Genomic DNA, 20,941 nt, shown 5'->3' on the forward strand with positions numbered 1-20,941 from the left:
ACAGTTGTGGCTGGATAAAAGTTCTTTCATTTGCTCTGTCTGATTCCTCGGGAGATTATCGTGAGTATCAAGACCGGACCCGAACCGCGGTCCGACATCGAATTTGTTGAAGTCGACGGCCAAGCACAGCCCATCGACGTAAAGCCGAAAAAGCTCATCGGTAACGTTGAGAAGGTCATCATTTTGATTGCCGCTATCGCTGCGGCTGCCGGTTGGGGAGTGCTCGCTCTCCACCGCGGTGAGACCATCAACTCCGTGTGGTTGGTCTTTGCGGCGGTGGGCTCCTACATCATTGGTTACACGCTTTATGCACGCTTGATTGAGTACAAGGTGGTTAAGCCGCGCAACAACCGCGCTACCCCTGCAGAGTATGCAAACGATGGTAAGGACTTCCTGCCTACGGACCGTCGTGTTCTCTTTGGTCACCACTTCGCGGCCATTGCCGGTGCCGGCCCCTTGGTTGGCCCGGTTATGGCTGCTCAGATGGGCTATTTGCCGGGAACATTGTGGATTGTGCTGGGCGTTATCTTCGCCGGCGCGGTGCAGGATTACCTGGTGCTCTGGGTATCTACCCGCCGCAAGGGTCGCTCGCTTGGCCAGATGATTAGCGATGAGATGGGCAAAGTCGGTGGCGCCGCGGGCATCCTGGCCACCATCGCCATCATGATCATCATCATCGCCGTGCTGGCGCTGATCGTCGTGAACGCTCTTGCTGACTCCCCATGGGGTGTTTTCTCCATCACGATGACCATCCCGATCGCCATTTTCATGGGCCTGTACCTGCGATACATTCGCCCCGGCAAGGTCACGGAGATTTCGGTCATCGGCGTCATCCTCTTGCTGGCAGCCATCATCGGCGGCGGCTACGTTTCCGGCACTGAGGTCGGCGCTAGCATGTTCACCTGGTCCAAGGAAACCCTGGCATTCGCGATCATCGGTTATGGCTTGGTCGCTGCCATCCTTCCAGTGTGGCTTCTGCTTGCGCCACGCGACTACCTGTCAACCTTCATAAAGATCGGCGTTATCGCCTTGCTGGCCATCGCCATCGTTATCGAACGCCCTGAGGTCCACATGCCGGCGGTTACCTCCTTTGCTGTTAATGGCAACGGCCCGGTCTTTTCCGGCAACCTCTTCCCATTCTTGTTCATCACTATTGCCTGTGGTGCGCTTTCTGGTTTCCATGCGTTGATTTCCTCCGGTACTACGCCGAAGCTCATTGAGAAGGAGTCTCACATGCGCGCCATCGGCTACGGCGGCATGATTATGGAGTCCTTCGTCGCAGTCATGGCACTCATTTCTGCAGTCGTCATTGACCGCCACATGTACTTCGCAATGAACTCACCGGCAGCTAAGACACTGGGTACTCCAGAAGGCGCGGCGGACTTCGTAGCAACCCTGCACCTGCCCGGCGCCGACATTACCGCTGATCAGCTTGCCGCAGCAGCTCAAGCAGTGGGAGAGGAAACCATTGTCTCCCGCACCGGTGGTGCTCCAACCCTTGCTTATGGCATGTCCCAAATCATGACCGAGATGCTCGGTAATCCGGCAATGCAGGCATTCTGGTACCACTTCGCCATCATGTTTGAGGCCTTGTTCATCCTGACCACGGTGGACGCTGGTACCCGTGTTGCACGTTTCATGATGTCGGATTCGCTGGGCGCAATCCCGGGCCTGGGCAAGTTTCGTGATCAGAGCTGGAAGCTTGGCACCTACCTGTCCACCTTCTTCGTGTGTGCACTGTGGGGTGCCATCCTCATCATGGGTGTTACTGACCCGCTGGGCGGCATCAACGTCTTGTTCCCACTCTTCGGCATCGCCAACCAGCTACTTGCTGCAATGGCACTCGCTTTGGTGCTTGTGGTTGTTATCAAGAAGGGAATGTACAAGTGGGCATGGATTCCAGCTATTCCATTGGCTTGGGATCTCATCGTGACAATGACCGCCTCGTGGCAAAAGATTTTCAGCTCCGACGCCTCTATTGGTTACTGGGCCAACCATGCAAAATAGAAGGAAGCAGCAGCTCAAGGTCTCACCGAGTTCGGATCTGCCAAGAGCGCCGAAGAGATTGATGCCGTTGTTCGCAACACCTTTATCCAAGGATGCCTATCTATTCTGTTGGCGGTGCTGGTATTGGTAGTTATCGGTGCGGCAATCGTTGCCTGCGCCAAGGCTCTCCAGCAACGTTCTGCAGGTATTGAACCTGCGGACTCCGAAACGGAATTCATTCCATCCAAGCTCTTCCTTCCACGTGGTCTCATGCCGACAAAGCGCGAAAAGGAAGTGGCAGCGGAGTACAACATGACCTTCGAGGAAACAGGAGGGCATTAGTGATTACGGCGCTCAAAAAGATCTCCTGGTACTTCGGCGAGCTCATGGGGGACCATGCTTACGCTAAGTACTGCGATCACCTCCGTGCGCATCATCCTGATGCTGAGATTCCAACGGAGCGTGAATATTGGCGCGCCCGCTACGCCGAACAGGATGCCAACCCCGGCGCGCGGTGCTGCTAACACCGTGCGCGTTGGCTGAGTAGCAAAAAGTCCGTCACCTTAATCTAAGTGGCGGACTTTTCTTAGTTTCCGTCGTGGCCGGAGAGTAGAGAACTAAAGGGGGTGAATTCCTCTTCCAAATCCAAGCCGGTTTTACGTGGCGTAGTTTGCTGACTTGCCGTGATGTCGGGGCTGGCTAATCCGCCCACGCGATCGGAAGGAATGACAATGAGGTCCGCAAGTTCCTTGGCGGCTCTTTCGATGCGGCGTGTGGTCTTTGCTCCCTCGTCAGTGCCGAAGTCCTCTGTGGCTTGGAAGATGCCGGTTGGTACGACGGTGGCATGCAAGTAGTTAAACAGCGGGCGAAGCGCGTAGTCCAGAACCAGCGCGTGGCGGGAAGAACCACCGGTAGCTGCGACCAAGGTCGGAAGGTGGTCGAGTGCGTGCGGATCCAAGGTATCGAAGAACATCTTGAAAAGGCCCGAGTAGCTGCCTTGGAAAATGGGAGTTACCGCAATCAACCCGGACGCATGCGAGAGTGCTCGCTTTGCTTCGTCGAGCAGGGGCGTTGTAGCACCCCAATTAGTCATTGCCTCAGCCAGCTCAGTGGCTAGCTTGCGTAGTTCGATGACGGTTACTTCGAGCCCTTCACCGCGAGCGCCGACTTGGGAGACTACGGCTTGGGCCAGGGCGTCGGCTAGCGCGCGCGTAGACGACGGCGTGGAAAGGCCAGCCGTGACGACGACGAGTGAGCGCATGAAAGAATTCCTCCTAGGAACAGATTGTCAATCGGTCTATCTGCAGTTGTACTTATGAAGCGTCTTCACCAGGGTTGACGCGGAAGTGCGGCGAGCCAGGATTGGCCTTGAGCGTTGCGTGCGTCGGCGGGTTTGAAGCGACATGGTCGGGGCGGCGGGCCTCCATGCGACGGCGTAGCTCAGGCACAACTTGGATACCGAGGAACTCTATCTGCTGGAGCACCACCTCCTGTGGCAAACCAGCGTGGTCAATGAGGAAGAGCTGACGCTGATAGTCACCGACCCAATCTGCGAATTGCATCGTGCGATCGATGACCTGTTCTACGGTGCCGACCGTCAGCGGCGTTTGCGCGGTGAAATCCTCCAGTGAGGGGCCGTGGCCGTAGACGGGCGCATTGTCGAAATAAGGGCGGAAGAAGTCTTTAGCCTGCTGCTCGGTTTCGCCGATGAACACCTGGCCGCCAAGTCCCACGATTGCCTGGTCGGCGCGGCCGTGGCCGTAAGCCTCGAAGCGACGGCGGTAGATGCTGACCATCTTTGCCGTGTGCTCCTTGTTCCAGAAGATGTTGTTGTGGAAGAAGCCATCGCCGTAATAGGCAGCCTGTTCGGCGATTTGCACGGAGCGGATAGAACCGTGCCATACGAAAGGCGGGACGTCGTCAAGCGGGGCAGGCGTGGACGTATAACCCTGCAGGGCAGTGCGGTACTTGCCCGACCAGTTGACCACTGGCTCACGCCATAGGCGGCGCAACAGGTGGTAATTCTCAACCGCCAGCGGGATGCCTTCGCGAATGTCTTTGCCAAACCATGGGTAAACCGGGCCGGTGTTGCCGCGGCCCATCATGAGGTCTACGCGCCCGCCAGACAGGTGCTGTAAGAAGGCGTAATCCTCAGCAATCTTCACCGGATCGTTGGTGGTAATTAGCGTTGTCGAAGTCGAAAGCAGCAGGTTCTTGGTTTGTGCTGCGATGTAGGCCAAGTGAGTAGTTGGGGAGGAAGGCACGAATGGCGGATTATGGTGCTCGCCCGTGGCAAAAACATCGAGGCCTACCTCCTCGGCCTTGAGCGCAATTTCCGTCATATTGCGGATACGTTCGGCTTCACTAGGCGTGATGCCGCTAGTTGGGTCGGTGGTGACATCACCGATGGTGAAGATGCCGAATTGCATATGAAGTCCTTAAGGTGTGTTCGCCAACGAGTGTATATGACGTGTCAACATGAAGGGGGGTGAGCTTTATTCCCACTCCAGCGCATCGACCAAAACTGCGAGGTCAGTGGGAGTGGCGATGCCCAGTGGGCGCTTATTCTTTGCGCCATCTTCTGTAAAGATTAGCGCGCAAGGATGCGTACCGTCCTTGGCCAATTCGGTCAGGGCATCGAGTGCTTCTTGTGCAGTGGCTGTGCGGGGAAGGAAAGCAGCACGGTCACCTGCTTCGGCGTATTTCAAAACCTTGCCAACTGCCACGCTGATCACGTGATTGTCGTCAGCTAAATCAGCGGCAATCCAGCGGGCTACTACGTTAGTTGTCAACAAATTCGCGTAGTTCTCACCGCTATATACCGGAATCTGGGAATAATCGTTGTGTGCGATCAGCTTCAGCGCTTGGCGAATATCGGCATCGGCTTCCAGCGTTACAACTTCGGAGGAACCGAGTACGGCGAGCGCGTTGGGCGGCGAAGTTAACAATTCGCGCAGCTTTTCCAATTGCTCCACCACCCTGGGGTGCGGAGAGGCCAGTGGCTCGTCGTCGTAGTAGCGTCCGTGAGCTATGGCATTGCGGAGATTACCGAAGTCTTTCAGCATCTCTGTTTGGCGTTTATTAAGCATGTGTTTCTCGTGCGCGCGGTCGACTATCCACCAGAAGGAATCCGAGTTCTTGGCATTGATAGCTTGGCGGAGGAATTGCTCAATGTCGTTGAAAGCAGCAAAAAAGCGCGCCGGGGTGTTCTGGTCCATAGAAGACCAGTCTAAGAAACCACGAGGCGCGCTGCAGTGAGAGAGTTAGAACAGGACGCGGGGAGGACAGAAACGGTGATGGCGGCAATGCCTGCCGATGCAGGCAACGTAATGACCCGCGCCAGAGCAATCGGTTTCATATGCCCCCCAGTTGGCGGCGCGGTTAACAATGCCGACGCCCAGGACGGCACCGATGAGGATGTGCGTCGAGGAAACTGGCAGGCCCAACAAGGAAGCGGCCATAACCATGCCGACAGTGCGCAGCAAGTCTACCGTGTTGTCGTGCAACTCGGTGAAGAATCTACCGCGGCGCCGGCAGCAGCCGCGCCAGAGCGTACAGCTCCGCTCCGGTCACGTAGTACGCGCCGGCACGCATCGCGTGGGGAAACTCGCCCCTGTGGTTCTTGCGGCGAATGGTCCACACCGAGGAATAGCGCCGACGTCCGTCTGGCCGGCGGATCGCAGCCACATCTTCCAGCAAATGCTCATTGGCAGGGGACATCTCACATGTCGCTTTCCCGTTAGGGCCGCCTAGGACGTGGTTGGCGGCGGTCAAACCAGTGGGCAGCGAGAAGTCGGATGCGAGATGGTGGTTGCGTGATTCCCCAGCCTCGGGTTTCCACCCCGGAGCCGAAAGCGAGCCCCAGACTGAGAAGGTCTGGAGCTCGCTTCTTTTGTTTCGGTTAGCGATCGATCGTGTCGCGCCTTCCAGCAGCAAAAACTTCGGTCGTGATGGTTGATTCGTGAATGAGCGCGAGGATTCGATAAGTGCCGACACGGTAGCGCCATTCGCCAGATCGATCACCTGTGAGGCCTTTGCCGAAAGCACGCGGCTCGGCACAGCCTTCGAGATGGGTTTTCATCCAAGTGAGCAGAAGCTTGACATCGAAGCGGTCCATCTTTTTGAGCTGTTTCCGAGCCGAGGCGGTGAGTTCAACGCTGTAGCTAGGGCCGTTGGCTGACATTAATCAAGCTCTTCGAGAACATCATTGATGCTAAAACGCTGTCCGTCATCGGCTTCGATGGCGGCTCGAAGTTGCTGAAGGTCGGCATGGTCTTCGATTTTCTCCAGCATTGCGCTTCGGGCGAATTCCGAGATTGTTGTGCCTTCGAATCCGACATACTTGCGGACGAGCGCGGCGTCTTCGTCGCTCATGCGTACGGTCATAGTTGCCATTCGATTCTTCCTTCTCGTTAACGCTTTGAATACATTGTATTCACCCCTCGAGAATGCGGCAAGGGTTTTCTCCGCCTCGATGTGCTCACTATTAGGATGCACAGGTCGCTTGTACCATCGCTGCCATTCTCGTTCCCCGCTAGCCTCGCTGACATGTCGTAGCGCATTCTTTGAAAAACTCATCAAACCACAGGACGGAATGTGTATTGACATTGACGAGGGGACCGGTGGTAGTATCGTTTTACTGGGCCTAGCCGTTGACCCTCCACCGATAAGGAGATCGCCGATGACTGGGCCCCAGCTAGTTCTCCAGAAGGTTAAAATGGGAAAGCACTCTTCAGGGAAATCGGCTAGTAATTTCCCTCGGCGGCCAATTGTCACAGCCATATTGGTAGACGGTGGGTTTTACAGACATCGTGCGCGAGTTCTCTTCGGCAAGAAAGACCCGCGAGATCGAGCAAACGAACTTTTAGAGTATTGCCGTAGGCATATACGGGAGTCCGGAAGCAGTCTCTATAGAATCTTCTACTACGACTGCAATCCTTCAACAAAGGTCCTGTTTCATCCGCTCACACAGACACAGAAGAACCTCGGAAAAACTGAGGAATACCGCTGGATGACAGACTTTCTAGACGAAATCGTAAAGAAACGAAAAGTCGCTTTACGCCGAGGCGAAGAACTTGAAACCCAAAATGAGTACACCCTTAAACCTAACCTGCTAAAGAAGCTCTGTCGCGGGGAAATTGAAGTTTCAGATCTGACTGAGCGAGACTTCTCACTGGATATCACTCAGAAGGGAGTGGATATGCGGATAGGCTTGGATATAGCTTCCCTGGCAGAACGCGGACTTGTGAATCAAATCATCATGATTTCAGGTGATAGCGATTTCGTCCCCGCAGCTAAGCACGCGCGTAGGTCAGGAATCGATTTCATATTAGACCCGCTCTGGGCCCCAGTCTCTGAGAGCTTAAATGAACATGTTGATGGTGTCCGTGAGTGCGTTGTCAAACCACCCAAGAATCAAGACGATCCTTTATACGGAACTACTCCGGAACAAACCGCTGAGGCTGACGAAGAACTATAGCTCAATAGCCTCGATTCACCTCTGGGGCTGGTTCTTCGCGTCTCGCGCAGCGCGGCAGCAGTCATTCTCGAAAGCTGGCCCACCGCCGTTAAGGTGTATCTGGAAGTCTTGCGTCTCGCAAGATATCCTCATCGGAGTCCATGTCAGGAAGCGTATGAACCCCGTCGTTCTAACCTGCCAGCCGAAGTTGTAAACCGGACCTTAATTGCGATCTGTTCCCCGAACTCCCGAATCGCATCTCGAGTAAGAGGGGCGCAAACATCAAAATCGACAGCTGCCGGGAACTGACCCCTGAGGGAGCTCGCGCTGTGGGTCTGGAGGCGTTAGACGCCCACCGTATCGCGAATCCAGTAGCGGTAGTACTTGAGGTATACAGCGTCGGAGTCGGCGTAGGGGTCAAACCACACGGAGTGGGAGCCCATGACGTCGACGGCGTTGAGCTAGCGTTTCTGCGTGAAGACCGGGCCGCCGGAGTAGCCGTGGTTGGAGCCGCCCGTGATGCCGTGCATGGCGATGGTCTTGACGGCGTTTATGTTGTCGCGCTGGACAACGATCTCCATGCGGGCCACGTGGAGCCAGTCCTCGCCGTCGCGGTTCTGGTGGTCATCGGCGATCGTCGGGTATTTCTTGAGCTTCTTCGGGGCTTCGAGGTGAAGGAGCCCGATGTCGGCCTTGGGCGCCTTTCCGAAGCGGTCGACATCGATGGACGGGCCCGGGTTCGACTTATTGTTGGAGAAGTGGACCTTGAGGACGTTCGGGGGAGACGTCCGGGTCGGAGTAGGGGCCCTCAGCGCAGTGGGCGGCGGTGAGGATCCATTCCGGCGCGATGGCCGCGCCGGTGCACTCCTGCGGGGTGCCGTCCGGGGTGTCGTAGGTGCGTGCCTGGACGAGGGTGGCGCTTCGATAAATCGCCACGTCAGGTGCCGCGGCGAGCGGGGAGATTTTCATTATCCTGTGGAGGCATGGAGATTTCAGATTCGCTGCGCCAACAACTCAACCATTGGATTCTTCCCGGTTTCATGACCTTGGACGAGGTCTACGAAGCCGTGGACGACAACGAACTTGAAGACGGGTACCCCAATGATGATCCGCACGCGGCCGCCGAGCAAGTATGGAAAGAACGCAAGGCCCAGGAGTCGGAGCGGGAGCATCCCACTGATTACGACCTGGTGCAGGCTGCGTTCGATGAGATGGAAGAACAGGGGCTCGTGACGAGAATGAGCCTTGGATTCGATGTCAGCGACTGTAACGAGCTGCTCGGGGAGGAACGCACCCAGATCGACGTGCCGGAGGGGGAGTATCCCTACCGCGAATGGGCATCGTGTGGCTTCCACATGCAGGATGCCGAGGGACTGGCGTACGAGCCGACGGAGCTTAATCTCGTCTTCGGTGCGTGGACGCCGGGCCCGCCGATTGCTGGTGAGGTCGACGCCGAGAAGCTGCGCAAAGGCCAACCCGAGAGGAAGGAGGAGTGGGCGCGCATGGACGCCGCGCTGGGGCGGTTCCTCCTGGACATCCTTAAGCGTCACGACCTCGAAGTGGAGTGGGACGGCGACCCGCGCGGGCGGAATCAGTTGCTCAATCTCATGTGACGCAAGCCGCTGCCCGAGGAAGAGCAGTAAGCCTGCCGCGGCGACGTGAGATTACTCGGATGACAGTGCGACGAAGTCGGCGACGAGGTCGCCCAGGGGGAAGCGATAGCTGGGGAGGCGGACCTCGAAGAGGTCGAGCAAGGCGGCGAGGTAGTGGCGCTCGCAGTAGAGCTCGGCGTCGGAAAGCGCGGCGCGCCAGTTGCGAATCCACTCCGGGGTCACACGGGCCGCGACGGCAGCAGCCTTCTTCGTCCCATACGGAGCTTTGGTGTAGGCCATCACCAACCCCTCGCGCTCAGCCGGGCTGATGTCCTCCTGGCGGCGCAGACCCTGCGGAGGTACTACAACAGTCATGAATCTGTATCCACTCAGAATCAAGCAGGTTCACAACTAGGCTGACACAAAGGGCGAACAGCACATTGGGAGGGAAAAGAAAGGCAAAGCCCGTTGCAACATCCTGGTGGATGCGGCAACGGGCTAAGGGCTGTGGCGCAAGTTGGCTATGCAGCTAGTAAGGCATTGCGTTCATCAGGAGTTATAAACGTTGCGGCCCAAGTAGTCGCACTGCGACATCTTGCCGGACTTATAGCCATTGATGAACGCTTGGGCACGGTCCGCGGAGGAGCCGTGAGTCCACTGGTCAGGGCGGACCTGGCCGCCGGAGCGACGCTGGATGTTATCGTCCCCCACTGCGCGGGCGGTATCGATGGCGGCTTGTGCCTGCTCATCAGTGATTTGCTCTAGCTTGGCATTGTCGCCTTCGTCAGCGTGGAAAGCCCAGATGCCTGCGTAACAGTCAGCTTGCAGCTCGATCTTCACAGCATTGGAATCCTCACCCGGCTGGTTGTAGTTGGAAAGACCCAACGTGCCCTCAAGGTGCTGGATGTGGTGGCCAAACTCGTGGGCCACGATGTACATCTGCGCAAGTGGAGCGTTTTCCGCACCGAAGTTTTTGAGCTGCTCAAAGAATGAGGTGTCGAAGTACGCTGACTGATCAGCAGGACAGTAGAAGGGGCCAGTTGCCGCGGAAGCCTGGCCGCAGCCGGACATGGTGGAGTTCTCGAAGACTACTCGGCCAGGCTCGGTGTACTCGATGCCTGCTTGGGCGGGAAGCTGTTCTTTCCACACGGCGTCCACCGACTGAGCTGTGTAGTCGACGCGGCAGTCGTCGTACTTGTTGCCGTCCTCAGCCGTCTTGCAATGGTCGAGATGCCCGGAGCTGGTTTCTTCGCCCTGCTGCTGGCTGCTTTCGGTGCCGAGCAACTGGCCTAGATCGCCAGGATTACCACCCATGAGCAGGAACAGGCCAATGAGGACGATGGTGCCGATACCGCCGCCGGCAGCGATGGTACCGCCACCGCGTCCGCGGCCTCCCGTGGTGGCTCGCTTGCCGTCGAAACTTGCACCAGATCTAAAAGTCATGGATTAGATCTTGCCATAAAGGCTGCGCACACGACCATGAGTGGGGGTGAGGGGCGTCACAATTAGGCTCATCGCGACTCGTCCATACCTTGGAGGGTAGACTTGGGCCGTTCATGACTTGTACCGCTCGGCGCGTGCTGTTTACGCGTGGCGTGGGCGCCTACAAGAAGAAATATAGAGAAGGGATTGAACAACAGTGCTGCGCACTCATTTGGCTGGCGAGCTCCGCAAGGACATCGCAGGCGAAACCGTAACCCTGACCGGCTGGGTTTCCCGTCGCCGTGACCACGGTGGCGTTATCTTCATCGACCTGCGTGACCGTTCCGGCATCGCTCAGGTCGTCTTCCGTGAATCCGACGTTGCAGAGCGCGCCCACGACCTGCGCTCCGAGTACTGCGTCAAGGTTACCGGTGTGGTTGAGCCGCGCCCAGAGGGCTCCGAGAACCCCAACCTGCCTTCCGGCGAGATCGAGGTTAACGTTTCTGAGCTTGAGGTCCTTAACAAGTCCGCAGCACTGCCGTTCCAGATCGACGATCCTGCAACCTCCGGCGAGGTCGGCGAGGAGACCCGTCTGAAGTACCGCTACCTCGACTTGCGCCGCAAGACCCAGGGTGATGCCCTCCGCCTGCGCTCCGAGGCGAACCGTGCTGCCCGCGAGGTCCTGGCCCGCCACGATTTCACTGAGATCGAGACCCCAACCCTGACTCGCTCCACCCCCGAGGGCGCACGCGACTTCCTCGTGCCGGCTCGTCTGAAGCCAGGCTCCTGGTACGCACTGCCGCAGTCCCCGCAGCTGTTCAAGCAGCTGCTGATGGTGGCTGGTATGGAGCGCTACTACCAGATTGCTCGCTGCTACCGCGACGAGGACTTCCGCGCTGACCGCCAGCCGGAGTTCACCCAGCTCGACGTTGAGATGTCCTTCGTCGATCAGGATGATGTCATTGCTCTCGCTGAGGAGATCGTTTCCGCCCTGTGGAAGCTCATCGGCTACGAAATCACCACCCCAATCCCACGTATGACCTACGCGGATGCCATGAAATACTACGGCTCCGATAAGCCCGACCTGCGCTTCGACATCAAGATCGTCGAGTGCACCGACTTCTTCAAGGACACCACCTTCCGCGTGTTCCAGAACGAGTACGTCGGCGCAGTCGTCATGGAGGGCGGCGCTTCCCAGCCACGCCGTCAGTTCGATGCTTGGCAGGAGTGGGCAAAGCAGCGCGGTGCTAAGGGCTTGGCTTACATCACCATCGCTGAGGACGGCACCCTCGGTGGCCCCGTCGCCAAGAACATCACCGACGAAGAGCGCGAGGGTATCGCCGCCCACGTCGGCGCACAGCCAGGCGACGCCATCTTCTTCGCCGCCGGCGACACCAAGTCCTCCCGCGCGCTGCTGGGCGCAGCCCGTGGTGAGATCGCCCGCAAGCTCGACCTCATCAAGGATGGCGACTGGGCATTTACCTGGGTTGTTGACGCACCGCTCTTCGAGCCAGCCGCTGACGCCACCGCTTCCGGCGACGTGGCACTTGGCCACTCCAAGTGGACCGCAGTCCACCACGCCTTCACCTCCCCAAAGCCGGAGTACCTCGACTCCTTCGACAAGGAGCCGGGCGAGGCTCTTGCCTACGCATACGACATCGTCTGCAACGGTAACGAAATTGGTGGCGGTTCCATCCGTATCCACCAGCAGGATGTGCAAAAGCGCGTCTTCGACGTCATGGGAATCGGCGAGGAAGAAGCACAGGAGAAGTTCGGCTTCCTGCTTGATGCATTCCAGTACGGCGCACCGCCACACGGCGGCATCGCTTTCGGCTGGGACCGCATCGTATCCCTGCTCGGCGGCTTTGACTCCATCCGCGACGTCATCGCCTTCCCGAAGTCCGGTGGCGGAGTTGACCCGCTGACTGATGCTCCTGGTCCGATCCCTGCTGCACAGCGCAAGGAGACCGGCGTTGACTTCAAGCCGGAAAAGAAGGCTGAAAAGAAGGCCGAAGCCAACTAAAGCGCGGGCATCAAGCGGGGCAGCAACGTGGTACAGCGTTCGATAAAGGGCGTTGGAAGCGAAGCGCCCCGCTTTATTGCGGTTAGCGTTGGGCAGTATAAGGAATTTTTAAGGGAGAGATAGTGACCACGGAGAAGGTTTACACCCAAGATGAGGTCGTGACATTTGCAGCAGAGCTGCTGTCGCGCCGCTATGGAGGTGTGCCCGAATTTACTCAGGTGACCGACCTGGGCGGTTCCGGTAATGCCTTAGTGCTGCGCGCACGCATGACACCGACCGCGTTTCTCCCGCACCGTTCCGTGGTCATCAAATACAACCCCATGACGGGCCATTCCATCGACGATGCGGCGTTGCTGCTTGAAGTCGTGGCCTATCAGTTCACCACGGCCCTCAACGAGGACGTGCGCCCTGGTCCGGTTCTTTTTGCTTCGGACTTGGAGCGTCGCATTTTGGTGCTTTCCGACGCCGGCGAAGGTGACACATTGGCTGATGTTCTGACGCGTGCAAAAGGGGAGGACCGCAAAGAAGTCCTCCGCAAGCTAGGACGCTCGCTTGGCCAGATGCATGCGGGGACCGCGGGACGAGAGCTTGACTACGAGACTTTGCTCAACCGCATGCTGCGCCAGCATCCTGAATACGAAGAGCACCAGGCGCTGCGCGATGAATCCCTGCGTGCGTCCATCCTCATCGGTGCAGACATTCTCTCCAAGGCTGGCCTTCCCGCGCCAGCGCACTTTGTCGAACTGGCGGAAAAGGCCGCGAGTGCCTTGAGCTATGGCCAAGAGCGTGCCTTTACACCCTTCGACTTGTCGCCCGACAACGTCATTGTCTCGCAGCGTTTGTCCTTCTTGGACTATGAGTGGGCCGGCTACCGCAACGTTGGATTCGACGTCGCCTGCGTTATCGCAGGTTTCCCGCAGTTCCTTTTCGCGCGCCCAATCTCTGACGAGGAAGCGGAGATCTTCATCTCCGCATGGCAGCGCCACGTCACCGGCGTGTGGCCGCGCTTTGCTGATGACGCAGAGCTGCACGAGCTCATCGTCGCTTCCCTCATCGGGTGGGCGCTATCCAGCGTGACCACCATGTATGCCGGTGGCATTGAAGGAGTCGTAGCCTTGGCCGAAGGCTCCGCAGAGGTCTTCCACGATGCGCGCAACTCCCTGCTGCGCCCTGCAGACCAAGGGCCATTTAGTGAGGAGGAAGTCCTCATTAGGCGCGACCTGTATGAGACCTTCGAGGCCTTGTCACGTTATGCGGCACAGTGCGGCAGCGACACCTGCCAGCCCGTTGCGGAGTTTGGCCGTACCGTGGCCACGCGGCTTCGCGGAGCGTAGGCGATGTCGCAAGACTCACTTTTTGGACCCGCACCTAGGGGGAGCGAACCTGCTGGGCCCCTTCCTGGTCAGGAAATCTTCGCCACCCATGCTGGCTCGCCGCTCGCTGCACGGATGCGCCCGCAAAGCCTCGACGAGGTCTTGGGACAAGGCCACCTGCTTGAAAAGGGGAAGCCGTTGCGTCGCCTTATTGAGGGCTCCGGCGAAGCCTCGGTCATTCTCTATGGTCCGCCCGGTACGGGAAAGACCACGATTGCCTCGCTGATCGCCAAGGCGATTGGCCAGAACTTTGTGGGCTTATCCGCCCTCGATTCCGGCGTAAAGCAGGTGCGTGAAGTCATCACGCACGCGCGCCAGGAGCTCATCCATGGGCGTCGCACAGTGCTCTTCATCGACGAGGTGCATCGTTTTTCCAAGACCCAGCAGGACGCGTTGCTGGCGGCGGTAGAAAATCGCACCGTCCTTTTGGTGGCTGCTACCACGGAAAATCCTTCTTTCTCCGTCGTTGCGCCCTTGCTGTCCCGCTCCCTGTTGCTGCAATTGGAGCCGCTTGACGACGCCTCCCTGCGAGCCCTTGCGCAAAGGGCGCTGACGAGCGAGAGGGGACTTGCCGGAAGGATTAGCGCGAGTGAGGAAGCGCTTGAACATTTGGTCCTTTTGGCTGGTGGCGACGCCCGCCGCACTCTGACCTACTTGGAAGCTGCTGCGGAAGCGGTCCCCGACGGCGGCGAGCTTACGCCGCAAATCATTCGTGACAACGTCAATCGCGCCGTGGTGCGCTATGACCGCGACGGGGATCAGCACTATGACGTGGTCTCGGCTTTCATCAAGTCCATTCGTGGCTCAGACGTCGATGCGGCCTTGCACTATCTAGCACGCATGGTGGAAGCAGGGGAGGATCCGCGCTTTATCGCCCGCCGCCTCATCGTTCATGCCTCTGAAGATATCGGCATGGCCGATCCCACTGCGCTGCAAGTAGCAGTGGCGGCGGCTGAAGCTGCGCAGCTCATCGGCATGCCCGAAGCGCGCATTCCCTTGGCCCAAGCGACCATCCACTTGGCTACCGCGCCAAAGTCCAACTCGGTCATCGCTGCGATCTCTGCAGCGCAGGCTGATGTCCAGTCGGGCCGCATTGGCCACGTGCCCTCGCACCTGCGTGATGGCCACTATGAGGGGGCCAAGAAACTGGGCCATGCCGTGGGGTACAAGTATCCGCATGATGATCCGCGCGGCGTCGTCAAGCAGCAATATCTGCCCGACGAGCTCGAGGACTCCATCTATTACGAACCAACGGATCACGGTGCGGAGAAGCGAATCTTCGACTATCTGGGGCGACTGCGCAACATCATCCGCGGTAAGCGCTAAAGGCGCGCATCGGCCGCAGGGCGGCCAACTGCCAAGTTCGTACTGGCGAGCGCGCGAAAAGTGTGCCCCGATATCGGCAAATTTTTGCCGCACGGGTAGAGTTGAGCGCTGTTACGTACCGCTTAAACAGTGAAGGACTTTAGCTCGTGAAGACTCATGAGATCCGGGAACGCTTTACCCAGCACTTCGTCAAGACTGGACATGAAGCCGTGCCAAGCGCGTCGCTGATCCTGGACGACCCGAACCTGCTCTTCGTCAACGCCGGCATGGTTCCGTTCAAACCGTACTTCCTGGGACAGCAGAATCCGCCATTCCCTAATGGTTTGGCAACTTCCATCCAGAAGTGCGTGCGCACCCTGGACATCGAAGAGGTGGGCATCACCACCCGCCACAACACCTTCTTCCAGATGGCTGGCAACTTCTCCTTTGGCCAGTACTTCAAGGAAGGCGCCATCAAGAACGCGTGGAGTCTATTGACCGGCTCCGTAGAAGACGGCGGCTTCGGCCTGGATCCAGAGCGCCTCTGGGTCACTGTCTACCTCGATGACGATGAGGCTGCCGACATCTGGCACGAGCAGGTTGGCGTGCCGCGCGAGCGCATCCAGCGCTTGGGTATGGAAGACAACTACTGGTCCATGGGTATCCCTGGTCCGTGTGGTCCGTGTTCCGAGATCTACTACGACCGTGGCCCTGAGTACGGCGCAGAAGGCGGCCCAGTAGCTGATGACAACCGCTATATGGAGATCTGGAACTTGGTCTTCATGCAGAACGAGCGTGGTGAAGGCATCGGCAAGGGCAACTTCGAAATCCTCGGCCCACTGCCGAAGAAGAACATCGATACCGGCCTGGGCATCGAGCGCGTGGCCTGCATCCTGCAGGGCGTAGACAATGTCTACGAAACCGACTTGTTGCGCCCGGTTATCGACGCAGCTGAGGAACTCACCGGCGCAAAGTACGGCGAGGGTGCGTCCGATCAGGACAACATTCGCTTCCGCGTTATCGCTGATCACTCCCGCACCGGCATGATGCTCATCCTGGATGGCGTGACGCCAGGCAACGAGGGCCGCGGCTACATCCTGCGCCGCCTACTGCGCCGCATCATCCGCTCTGCCCGCCTGCTTGGCGCTACCGCACCGAGCATGGAGCGCTTCATGAACACGATCATGGACACCATGACCCCGTCCTACCCGGAGATCGCTGACAACCGCGAGCGCATCCTGCGCGTTGCCATCGCGGAGGAGAAGGCCTTCCTCAAGACCCTCGAATCCGGCACCAAGCTCTTTGACGAGGCTGTTGAAGCGCTCAAGTCCACCTCGCGCGCTGCTACGCCGAAGATTCTTTCGGGTCAGAAGGCTTTCGAGCTGCACGATACCTACGGTTTCCCAATCGATCTGACCCTCGAGATGGCTCAGGAAGCAGGTCTGGAAGTTGACATGGACGGCTTCAATGAAGCCATGGGAGAGCAGCGCCGCCGCGCCAAGGCCGATAACCAGGCCAAGAAGCACGGCCACGCCGACCTTTCTCTCTACCGTGAGTGGGTCGATAACAACCCTACCGTCTTTACCGGTTACGAGACGCTTACTTCCGACGCCAAGATCATCGGTCTGGTTCGCGATGGACAGAAGGTCAACGAGGTCCACGAGGGCGAGCAGGTAGAGGTCATCCTCGACCAGTCGCCGCTGTACGCCGAGGCCGGTGGACAGACCGCAGACCGCGGCCGCCTGTACGCGGGCGAGAGCTTGCTTGAGGTGGGCGACGTCCAGAAGATCGGCAAGAAGCTGTGGGTCCATAAGGCCACCGTTACTGCAGGCGGCATCGACCTGGGTGCTTCCGTGACCGCTGAGGTTGACGAGAAGTGGCGCCACGGCGCAGTCCAGGCTCACTCCGCAACGCACCTCATCCACGCTGCACTGCGCCAGGTGCTGGGCCCAACCGCAGTCCAGGCCGGTTCCTTGAACCGTCCGGGCTACCTGCGCTTTGACTTCAACTACACCGAGCAGCTTTCGCCGGCTCAGTTGGAAGAGATCGCATTGATCACCAACCAGGCTGTGGATGCTCACTTCGCCGTCAATACCATCGAGACCTCACTGGAACAGGCTAAGCAGATGGGCGCTATGGCTCTCTTTGGCGAGAACTACGGCTCCCAGGTGCGCGTCGTCGAAATGGGCGGTCCTTTCTCCATCGAGCTCTGTGGCGGTACCCACGTGGCCAATACCTCCGAGATCGGCCCGGTGTCCGTCCTGGGTGAGTCCTCCGTTGGTTCCGGCACACGCCGCATCGAGGCTTACTCCGGCATGGATGCCTTCCGCTACTACTCCAAGGAGACCGCGCTCGTTGAGGGCATCTCCCGCGAGCTCAAGATCCAGTCTGAGGACCTGCCGGAGCGTATTGCTCAGCTGACTGAGAAGCTCAAGGCTGCAGAGAAGCAGATCGATGAGCTGCACAAGGCACAGCTGATGGCACAGACCGCTGACATGATCGGTGGCGCAATCACCGTGAACGGTTTTACCGTTGTCAGCGTTCGCCTGCCGAATAACGTCAGCGGCGGCGACCTGCGCACCGTGGCAACCGACATTAAAAACCGTCTAGGTGACGAAGCTGGCGTCGTTGTGCTCGCATCTGAGAATGAGGGGGGCAAGACCCCGTTCATTGTTGGTGCCACCAAGGCAGCTGTTGCTCGTGGCATCAAGGCTGGCGATTTGGTCAAGACAATTTCCGGCTACGTTGACGGCAAGGGTGGCGGAAAGCCTGACATGGCTCAGGGGTCCGGCGCCAATGCTGAAGGCCTGCAGGCTGCCTTCAACGCTTTGCGTGACGAACTTGAAAAGGCCTAATCCGCTAAAGCCCATGAGGTGCTAGCGCTTAACCCCCGTTTCTCGTGCTGGGAGCGGGGGTGTCTGCGCGTCTAAAGGGGCGAGCATTGGGGGAATCTGTCTTTTTATGCCATGTTTTCAACCCCTGCGCGCCATTGGTTGATGCAATATGACTAGAATCTAAATGTCATCGTTATCATTTTGCGACATTGGCTTCATGCTTAAAGTCGTACCCGAACGCGAAGGAACTTCAAGAGTATGGTCGTACAACCCGATACCCCGGGGCTTAATGACCCGGGAAATGGGCGTCGCCTAGCACTTGATGTTGGAACCGTGCGCATTGGAGTCGCAGTCTCTGACTCAAACGCCAGCTTGGCGTTGCCCGTTGAAACTGTGTCCCGCGAAACCGGCTTCAAAGATCAGGACAAAGGTGACATCGACCGTATCTTGGAGCTCATCCGTGAGTACCACGTTGTGGAAGTTGTGGTTGGCCTACCGCGCGATTTGCAGGGCAATGGTTCTAAAAGCGTGAAACATGCGAAGGAAATTGCGTTTCGCATCCGCCGTAGGCTGGGAAAAGATGAAACGATAGGGCAACCACCTGTTCGGATGGCTGATGAGCGTTTGACTACGGTCGCCGCGACTACAGCTTTGCGGGCGTCAGGGGTTTCCGAAAAGAAGGGCCGCAAGGTTATTGACCAAGCAGCCGCAGTAGAGATTTTGCAATCTTGGTTGGATGCGCGCCACAATGCGCTGCAATCAGATGCAACCACCCACGAGCCTTCAATAGCAGGAGACTAGTTACGTGAGCCGAAACCAAGAACGAATCGGACGCTCTATGGAGCCCAAGTACGTCAAGCGTCGTCAACGCGGCCTTGCCGTCGTCCTGGCCTCTGTCGTTCTAATCATTGGCGCCTTGGGCTACATAGGGTTCCGCCTGTTTGGAGGAGGAAGTAGCTTGGACTACGAAGGCACCGGCAACGGAACTGTACAGTTGGTACAGGTTCCTGAGGGCTCGTCGATGAGCGAGCTTGGGCCTGCTCTTGTAGAGAAGAACGTGGTCAAGACCGCAGAGGCATTCTCCTCGGCGGCCAACAGCAATCCCCGCGCAAGCCGCATTCAGCCGGGCTTCTACCGTCTCCAAGAGGAGATGAGTGCGAAGGCCGCAGTGGATGCCCTGCTCAAGGACGAGAACAAGATTGATCCTCTGGACGTTCAGGGTGGCGCAACGCTTTCCGACGTCAAGGTGGTCGGCGGGGATGTCCGCTACGGCATCTTCTCGCAGATTGCCAAGGTTTCCGAGCAAGAGGGTGGCTCTGTCACCAAGGAAGATCTGGAGAAGGTCGCTGCGACGGTGGATCCCGCCGAGCTCGGCGCACCTGAGTGGGCACTGGAGAAGGTGCGCTCTCGTGGTGAAGACCCGAAGCGCTTGGAGGGCCTCATCGCTCCTGGCCAGTACGTGGTGGACCCGAACATGGATGCAAAGGACATCCTGAAGGACCTCATTGAGCGTTCGACCAAGCGCTACAACGAGACCGGCATCGTGGACCGAGCACAAGCAATTGGCAAGACTCCATATGAATTGCTGGTTGCAGCATCCCTGGTCGAGCGCGAGGCCCCAGCCGGTGAGTTCGGCAAGGTTGCCCGCGTCATCCTCAACCGTCTCGACGAGCCAATGCGCTTGGAGCTTGACTCCACCGTTAACTACGGCCTGCCGGACGTTGAGCTTGCAACCACCGATGAGGCACGCGCTGAGGTTACCCCGTGGAACACCTACGCCAAGGAAGGTCTTCCGGACACCCCGATTGCTTCCCCGTCCGTCGAAGCCATCGACGCTATGGAGCACCCAGCTGAGGGCAACTGGCTGTTCTTCGCCACGATTGATGCTCAAGGCACTACCGTGTTCACCGACAACTATGACGAGCATCTGGACAACGTAGATAAGGCCATCAACTCGGGCATCCTGGATACTCAACGCGAAGGTGCCCAGCAGGGCGGTGCGCAAGGCGAAGGACAGCCGGCTGAGCAACCTGCAGAACAGCCGGCGCAGTAGCGCGGGGCCGTGAAGACAGAACTTTAACGAGGAACGAGGGGATAGAGAATGCCACGTGCTGCAGTCCTTGGAAAGCCTATAGCGCACTCTCTTTCCCCTGTTCTGCATAACGCTGGGTACGCTGCTTTGTCGCTCAGCGATTGGGAATACACCCGATTCGAGGTCACCGCTGAAGAACTCCCGCGCTTTCTCGATGAGGCACCAGAGGATTTCCGTGGCTTCTCCGTCACGATGCCTGGCAAGTTTGCGGCACTCGAATACGCATCCCAGTGCACCGAGCGCGCGGAGCTCATCGGGTCGGCGAATACGCTCGTGCGAATCGACGACGGCTGGCGAGCAGACAACACCGACACCGAGGGCGTTTTAGGTGCTTTGAACGCGTTATTGGGGGACAAAACTCCCCATGCTGCGTTGCTTATTGGTTCTGGTGGCACGGCGCGTCCCGCACTGTGGGGGCTTGCCCAGCGGGGCGTTTGTGACGTAACGGTGCTCAACCGCTCCGACCGCATGGAGGAGCTGCGTCCTCTAGCCGGAGCTCTGGGTATCACCTTGCACAAGGCCACGTTTGATGATGACCTTGTCGCATTGACTCGGGCGATGGACGTGATCGTTTCTACTGTTCCCTCTGCTGCACTCGAAGGACGTCTATTTGATCTCGCCCATGCGCCAGTCTTTGACGTTATTTATGATCCGTGGCCTACTCCTTTGACTATTCACGCGGCAGCAGACGGCTACGCCACTGTGGGCGGCCATGTCATGTTGGCGCATCAATCCTTTAGCCAGTTTGAGCAATTTACCGGACATACGGCTCCGCGTGAGCAGATGCAGATGGCGCTCAACGAAGCGCTGGGGCTTAACCAATAAAAGCCCGTCCCTGATGCCACTGCCTGGAATT

The 20,941-nt window shown here is 58.4% G+C and carries 19 protein-coding genes and 2 pseudogenes; 11 read left to right on the plus strand and 10 right to left on the minus strand.

Annotated elements, in window-relative coordinates; genetic code table 11:
• Positions 1 to 60: 60 nt before the first annotated feature.
• A pseudogene (locus HMPREF3148_RS09185) lies at positions 61 to 2,328 on the plus strand (carbon starvation CstA family protein).
• Complete coding sequence (locus HMPREF3148_RS09190; RefSeq protein ID WP_005529243.1) at positions 2,328 to 2,510, plus strand: YbdD/YjiX family protein; 183 nt, start codon at positions 2,328 to 2,330, stop codon at positions 2,508 to 2,510. Before HMPREF3148_RS09185 ends, HMPREF3148_RS09190 begins: the two are co-directional and overlap by 1 nt.
• A 62-nt stretch (positions 2,511 to 2,572) precedes the next feature.
• Here HMPREF3148_RS09190 and HMPREF3148_RS09195 read toward each other — a convergent pair whose 3' ends face one another.
• The 6 genes and pseudogenes from HMPREF3148_RS09195 to relB all read right to left on the minus strand — a co-directional run bounded on the left by HMPREF3148_RS09195 (position 2,573) and on the right by relB (position 6,381).
• Complete coding sequence (locus tag HMPREF3148_RS09195) at positions 2,573 to 3,247, minus strand: FMN reductase (RefSeq protein WP_070509037.1); 675 nt, start codon at positions 3,245 to 3,247, stop codon at positions 2,573 to 2,575.
• Positions 3,248 to 3,299: 52 nt separating this feature from the next.
• Positions 3,300 to 4,415 (minus strand): LLM class flavin-dependent oxidoreductase, encoded by a 1,116-nt coding sequence (locus tag HMPREF3148_RS09200; protein ID WP_070509039.1) that lies wholly within the window; start codon positions 4,413 to 4,415, stop codon positions 3,300 to 3,302.
• Between the two features lie 66 nt (positions 4,416 to 4,481).
• Positions 4,482 to 5,204, minus strand: coding sequence for a CBS domain-containing protein (locus tag HMPREF3148_RS09205; protein ID WP_049063962.1), 723 nt, complete (start codon positions 5,202 to 5,204; stop codon positions 4,482 to 4,484).
• Positions 5,205 to 5,215: 11 nt separating this feature from the next.
• A pseudogene (locus HMPREF3148_RS09210) lies at positions 5,216 to 5,468 on the minus strand (inorganic phosphate transporter); the annotation flags it as partial.
• 419 nt (positions 5,469 to 5,887) lie between these two features.
• Positions 5,888 to 6,169, minus strand: a complete 282-nt coding sequence (locus HMPREF3148_RS09220; protein ID WP_005529257.1) for a type II toxin-antitoxin system RelE family toxin — start codon at positions 6,167 to 6,169, stop codon at positions 5,888 to 5,890.
• Positions 6,169 to 6,381, minus strand: a complete 213-nt coding sequence (gene relB / locus HMPREF3148_RS09225) for a type II toxin-antitoxin system RelB family antitoxin (RefSeq protein WP_034656865.1) — start codon at positions 6,379 to 6,381, stop codon at positions 6,169 to 6,171. The genes HMPREF3148_RS09220 and relB overlap by 1 nt, the downstream gene beginning before the upstream one ends.
• Positions 6,382 to 6,703: 322 nt before the next feature.
• Here relB and HMPREF3148_RS09230 point away from each other — a divergent pair, with 322 nt between their 5' ends.
• Entirely contained in the window at positions 6,704 to 7,465 is a 762-nt protein-coding gene (locus tag HMPREF3148_RS09230) for an NYN domain-containing protein (RefSeq protein WP_049158879.1), read from the plus strand.
• A gap of 440 nt (positions 7,466 to 7,905) precedes the next feature.
• Here HMPREF3148_RS09230 and HMPREF3148_RS14155 read toward each other — a convergent pair whose 3' ends face one another.
• Together HMPREF3148_RS14155 and HMPREF3148_RS09235 are read right to left on the minus strand one after the other, a co-directional pair.
• On the minus strand, positions 7,906 to 8,034 hold the full coding sequence (locus HMPREF3148_RS14155; protein WP_255313639.1) for a hypothetical protein: 129 nt from the start codon (positions 8,032 to 8,034) through the stop codon (positions 7,906 to 7,908).
• Between the two features lie 154 nt (positions 8,035 to 8,188).
• Positions 8,189 to 8,413 (minus strand): trypsin-like serine protease, encoded by a 225-nt coding sequence (locus tag HMPREF3148_RS09235; RefSeq protein ID WP_034656866.1) that lies wholly within the window; start codon positions 8,411 to 8,413, stop codon positions 8,189 to 8,191.
• A gap of 14 nt (positions 8,414 to 8,427) precedes the next feature.
• Between HMPREF3148_RS09235 and HMPREF3148_RS09240 the strand changes: the two genes are divergently transcribed.
• Positions 8,428 to 9,057 carry a DUF6891 domain-containing protein gene (locus HMPREF3148_RS09240; protein ID WP_070509043.1) on the plus strand — a complete coding sequence of 210 codons (630 nt, stop codon included), beginning with the start codon at positions 8,428 to 8,430 and terminating at the stop codon, positions 9,055 to 9,057.
• Between the two features lie 51 nt (positions 9,058 to 9,108).
• On the opposite strand, the gene HMPREF3148_RS09245 is transcribed toward HMPREF3148_RS09240, so the two are convergent.
• Entirely contained in the window at positions 9,109 to 9,411 is a 303-nt protein-coding gene (locus tag HMPREF3148_RS09245) for a hypothetical protein (protein ID WP_049063966.1), read from the minus strand.
• Between the two features lie 174 nt (positions 9,412 to 9,585).
• On the minus strand, positions 9,586 to 10,479 hold the full coding sequence (locus HMPREF3148_RS09250; protein WP_049063968.1) for a KPN_02809 family neutral zinc metallopeptidase: 894 nt from the start codon (positions 10,477 to 10,479) through the stop codon (positions 9,586 to 9,588).
• A 196-nt stretch (positions 10,480 to 10,675) separates the two neighbouring features.
• Between HMPREF3148_RS09250 and aspS the strand changes: the two genes are divergently transcribed.
• From aspS to HMPREF3148_RS09285, 7 genes are all read left to right on the plus strand, one after another.
• Entirely contained in the window at positions 10,676 to 12,481 is a 1,806-nt protein-coding gene (gene aspS / locus HMPREF3148_RS09255; protein ID WP_049158860.1) for an aspartate--tRNA ligase, read from the plus strand.
• A 119-nt stretch (positions 12,482 to 12,600) separates the two neighbouring features.
• A complete protein-coding gene (locus HMPREF3148_RS09260) occupies positions 12,601 to 13,815 on the plus strand; it encodes an aminoglycoside phosphotransferase/choline kinase family protein (RefSeq protein WP_049158862.1) in 1,215 nt (404 codons plus the stop codon).
• Positions 13,816 to 13,818: 3 nt separating this feature from the next.
• Positions 13,819 to 15,180, plus strand: a complete 1,362-nt coding sequence (locus HMPREF3148_RS09265; RefSeq protein WP_049063973.1) for a replication-associated recombination protein A — start codon at positions 13,819 to 13,821, stop codon at positions 15,178 to 15,180.
• Between the two features lie 146 nt (positions 15,181 to 15,326).
• Positions 15,327 to 18,014 (plus strand): alanine--tRNA ligase, encoded by a 2,688-nt coding sequence (alaS, locus tag HMPREF3148_RS09270; RefSeq protein WP_049063974.1) that lies wholly within the window; start codon positions 15,327 to 15,329, stop codon positions 18,012 to 18,014.
• 237 nt (positions 18,015 to 18,251) lie between these two features.
• Positions 18,252 to 18,794 (plus strand): Holliday junction resolvase RuvX, encoded by a 543-nt coding sequence (ruvX, locus tag HMPREF3148_RS09275; protein ID WP_005529278.1) that lies wholly within the window; start codon positions 18,252 to 18,254, stop codon positions 18,792 to 18,794.
• 37 nt (positions 18,795 to 18,831) lie between these two features.
• Complete coding sequence (mltG, locus tag HMPREF3148_RS09280) at positions 18,832 to 20,046, plus strand: endolytic transglycosylase MltG (RefSeq protein ID WP_049063976.1); 1,215 nt, start codon at positions 18,832 to 18,834, stop codon at positions 20,044 to 20,046.
• A gap of 48 nt (positions 20,047 to 20,094) precedes the next feature.
• A complete protein-coding gene (locus tag HMPREF3148_RS09285) occupies positions 20,095 to 20,910 on the plus strand; it encodes a shikimate dehydrogenase (protein WP_005529282.1) in 816 nt (271 codons plus the stop codon).
• Positions 20,911 to 20,941 lie beyond the last annotated feature (31 nt).

This window comes from Corynebacterium sp. HMSC05D08 (assembly GCF_001807215.1).
Taxonomy (GTDB): Bacteria; Actinomycetota; Actinomycetes; order Mycobacteriales; family Mycobacteriaceae; genus Corynebacterium; species Corynebacterium striatum.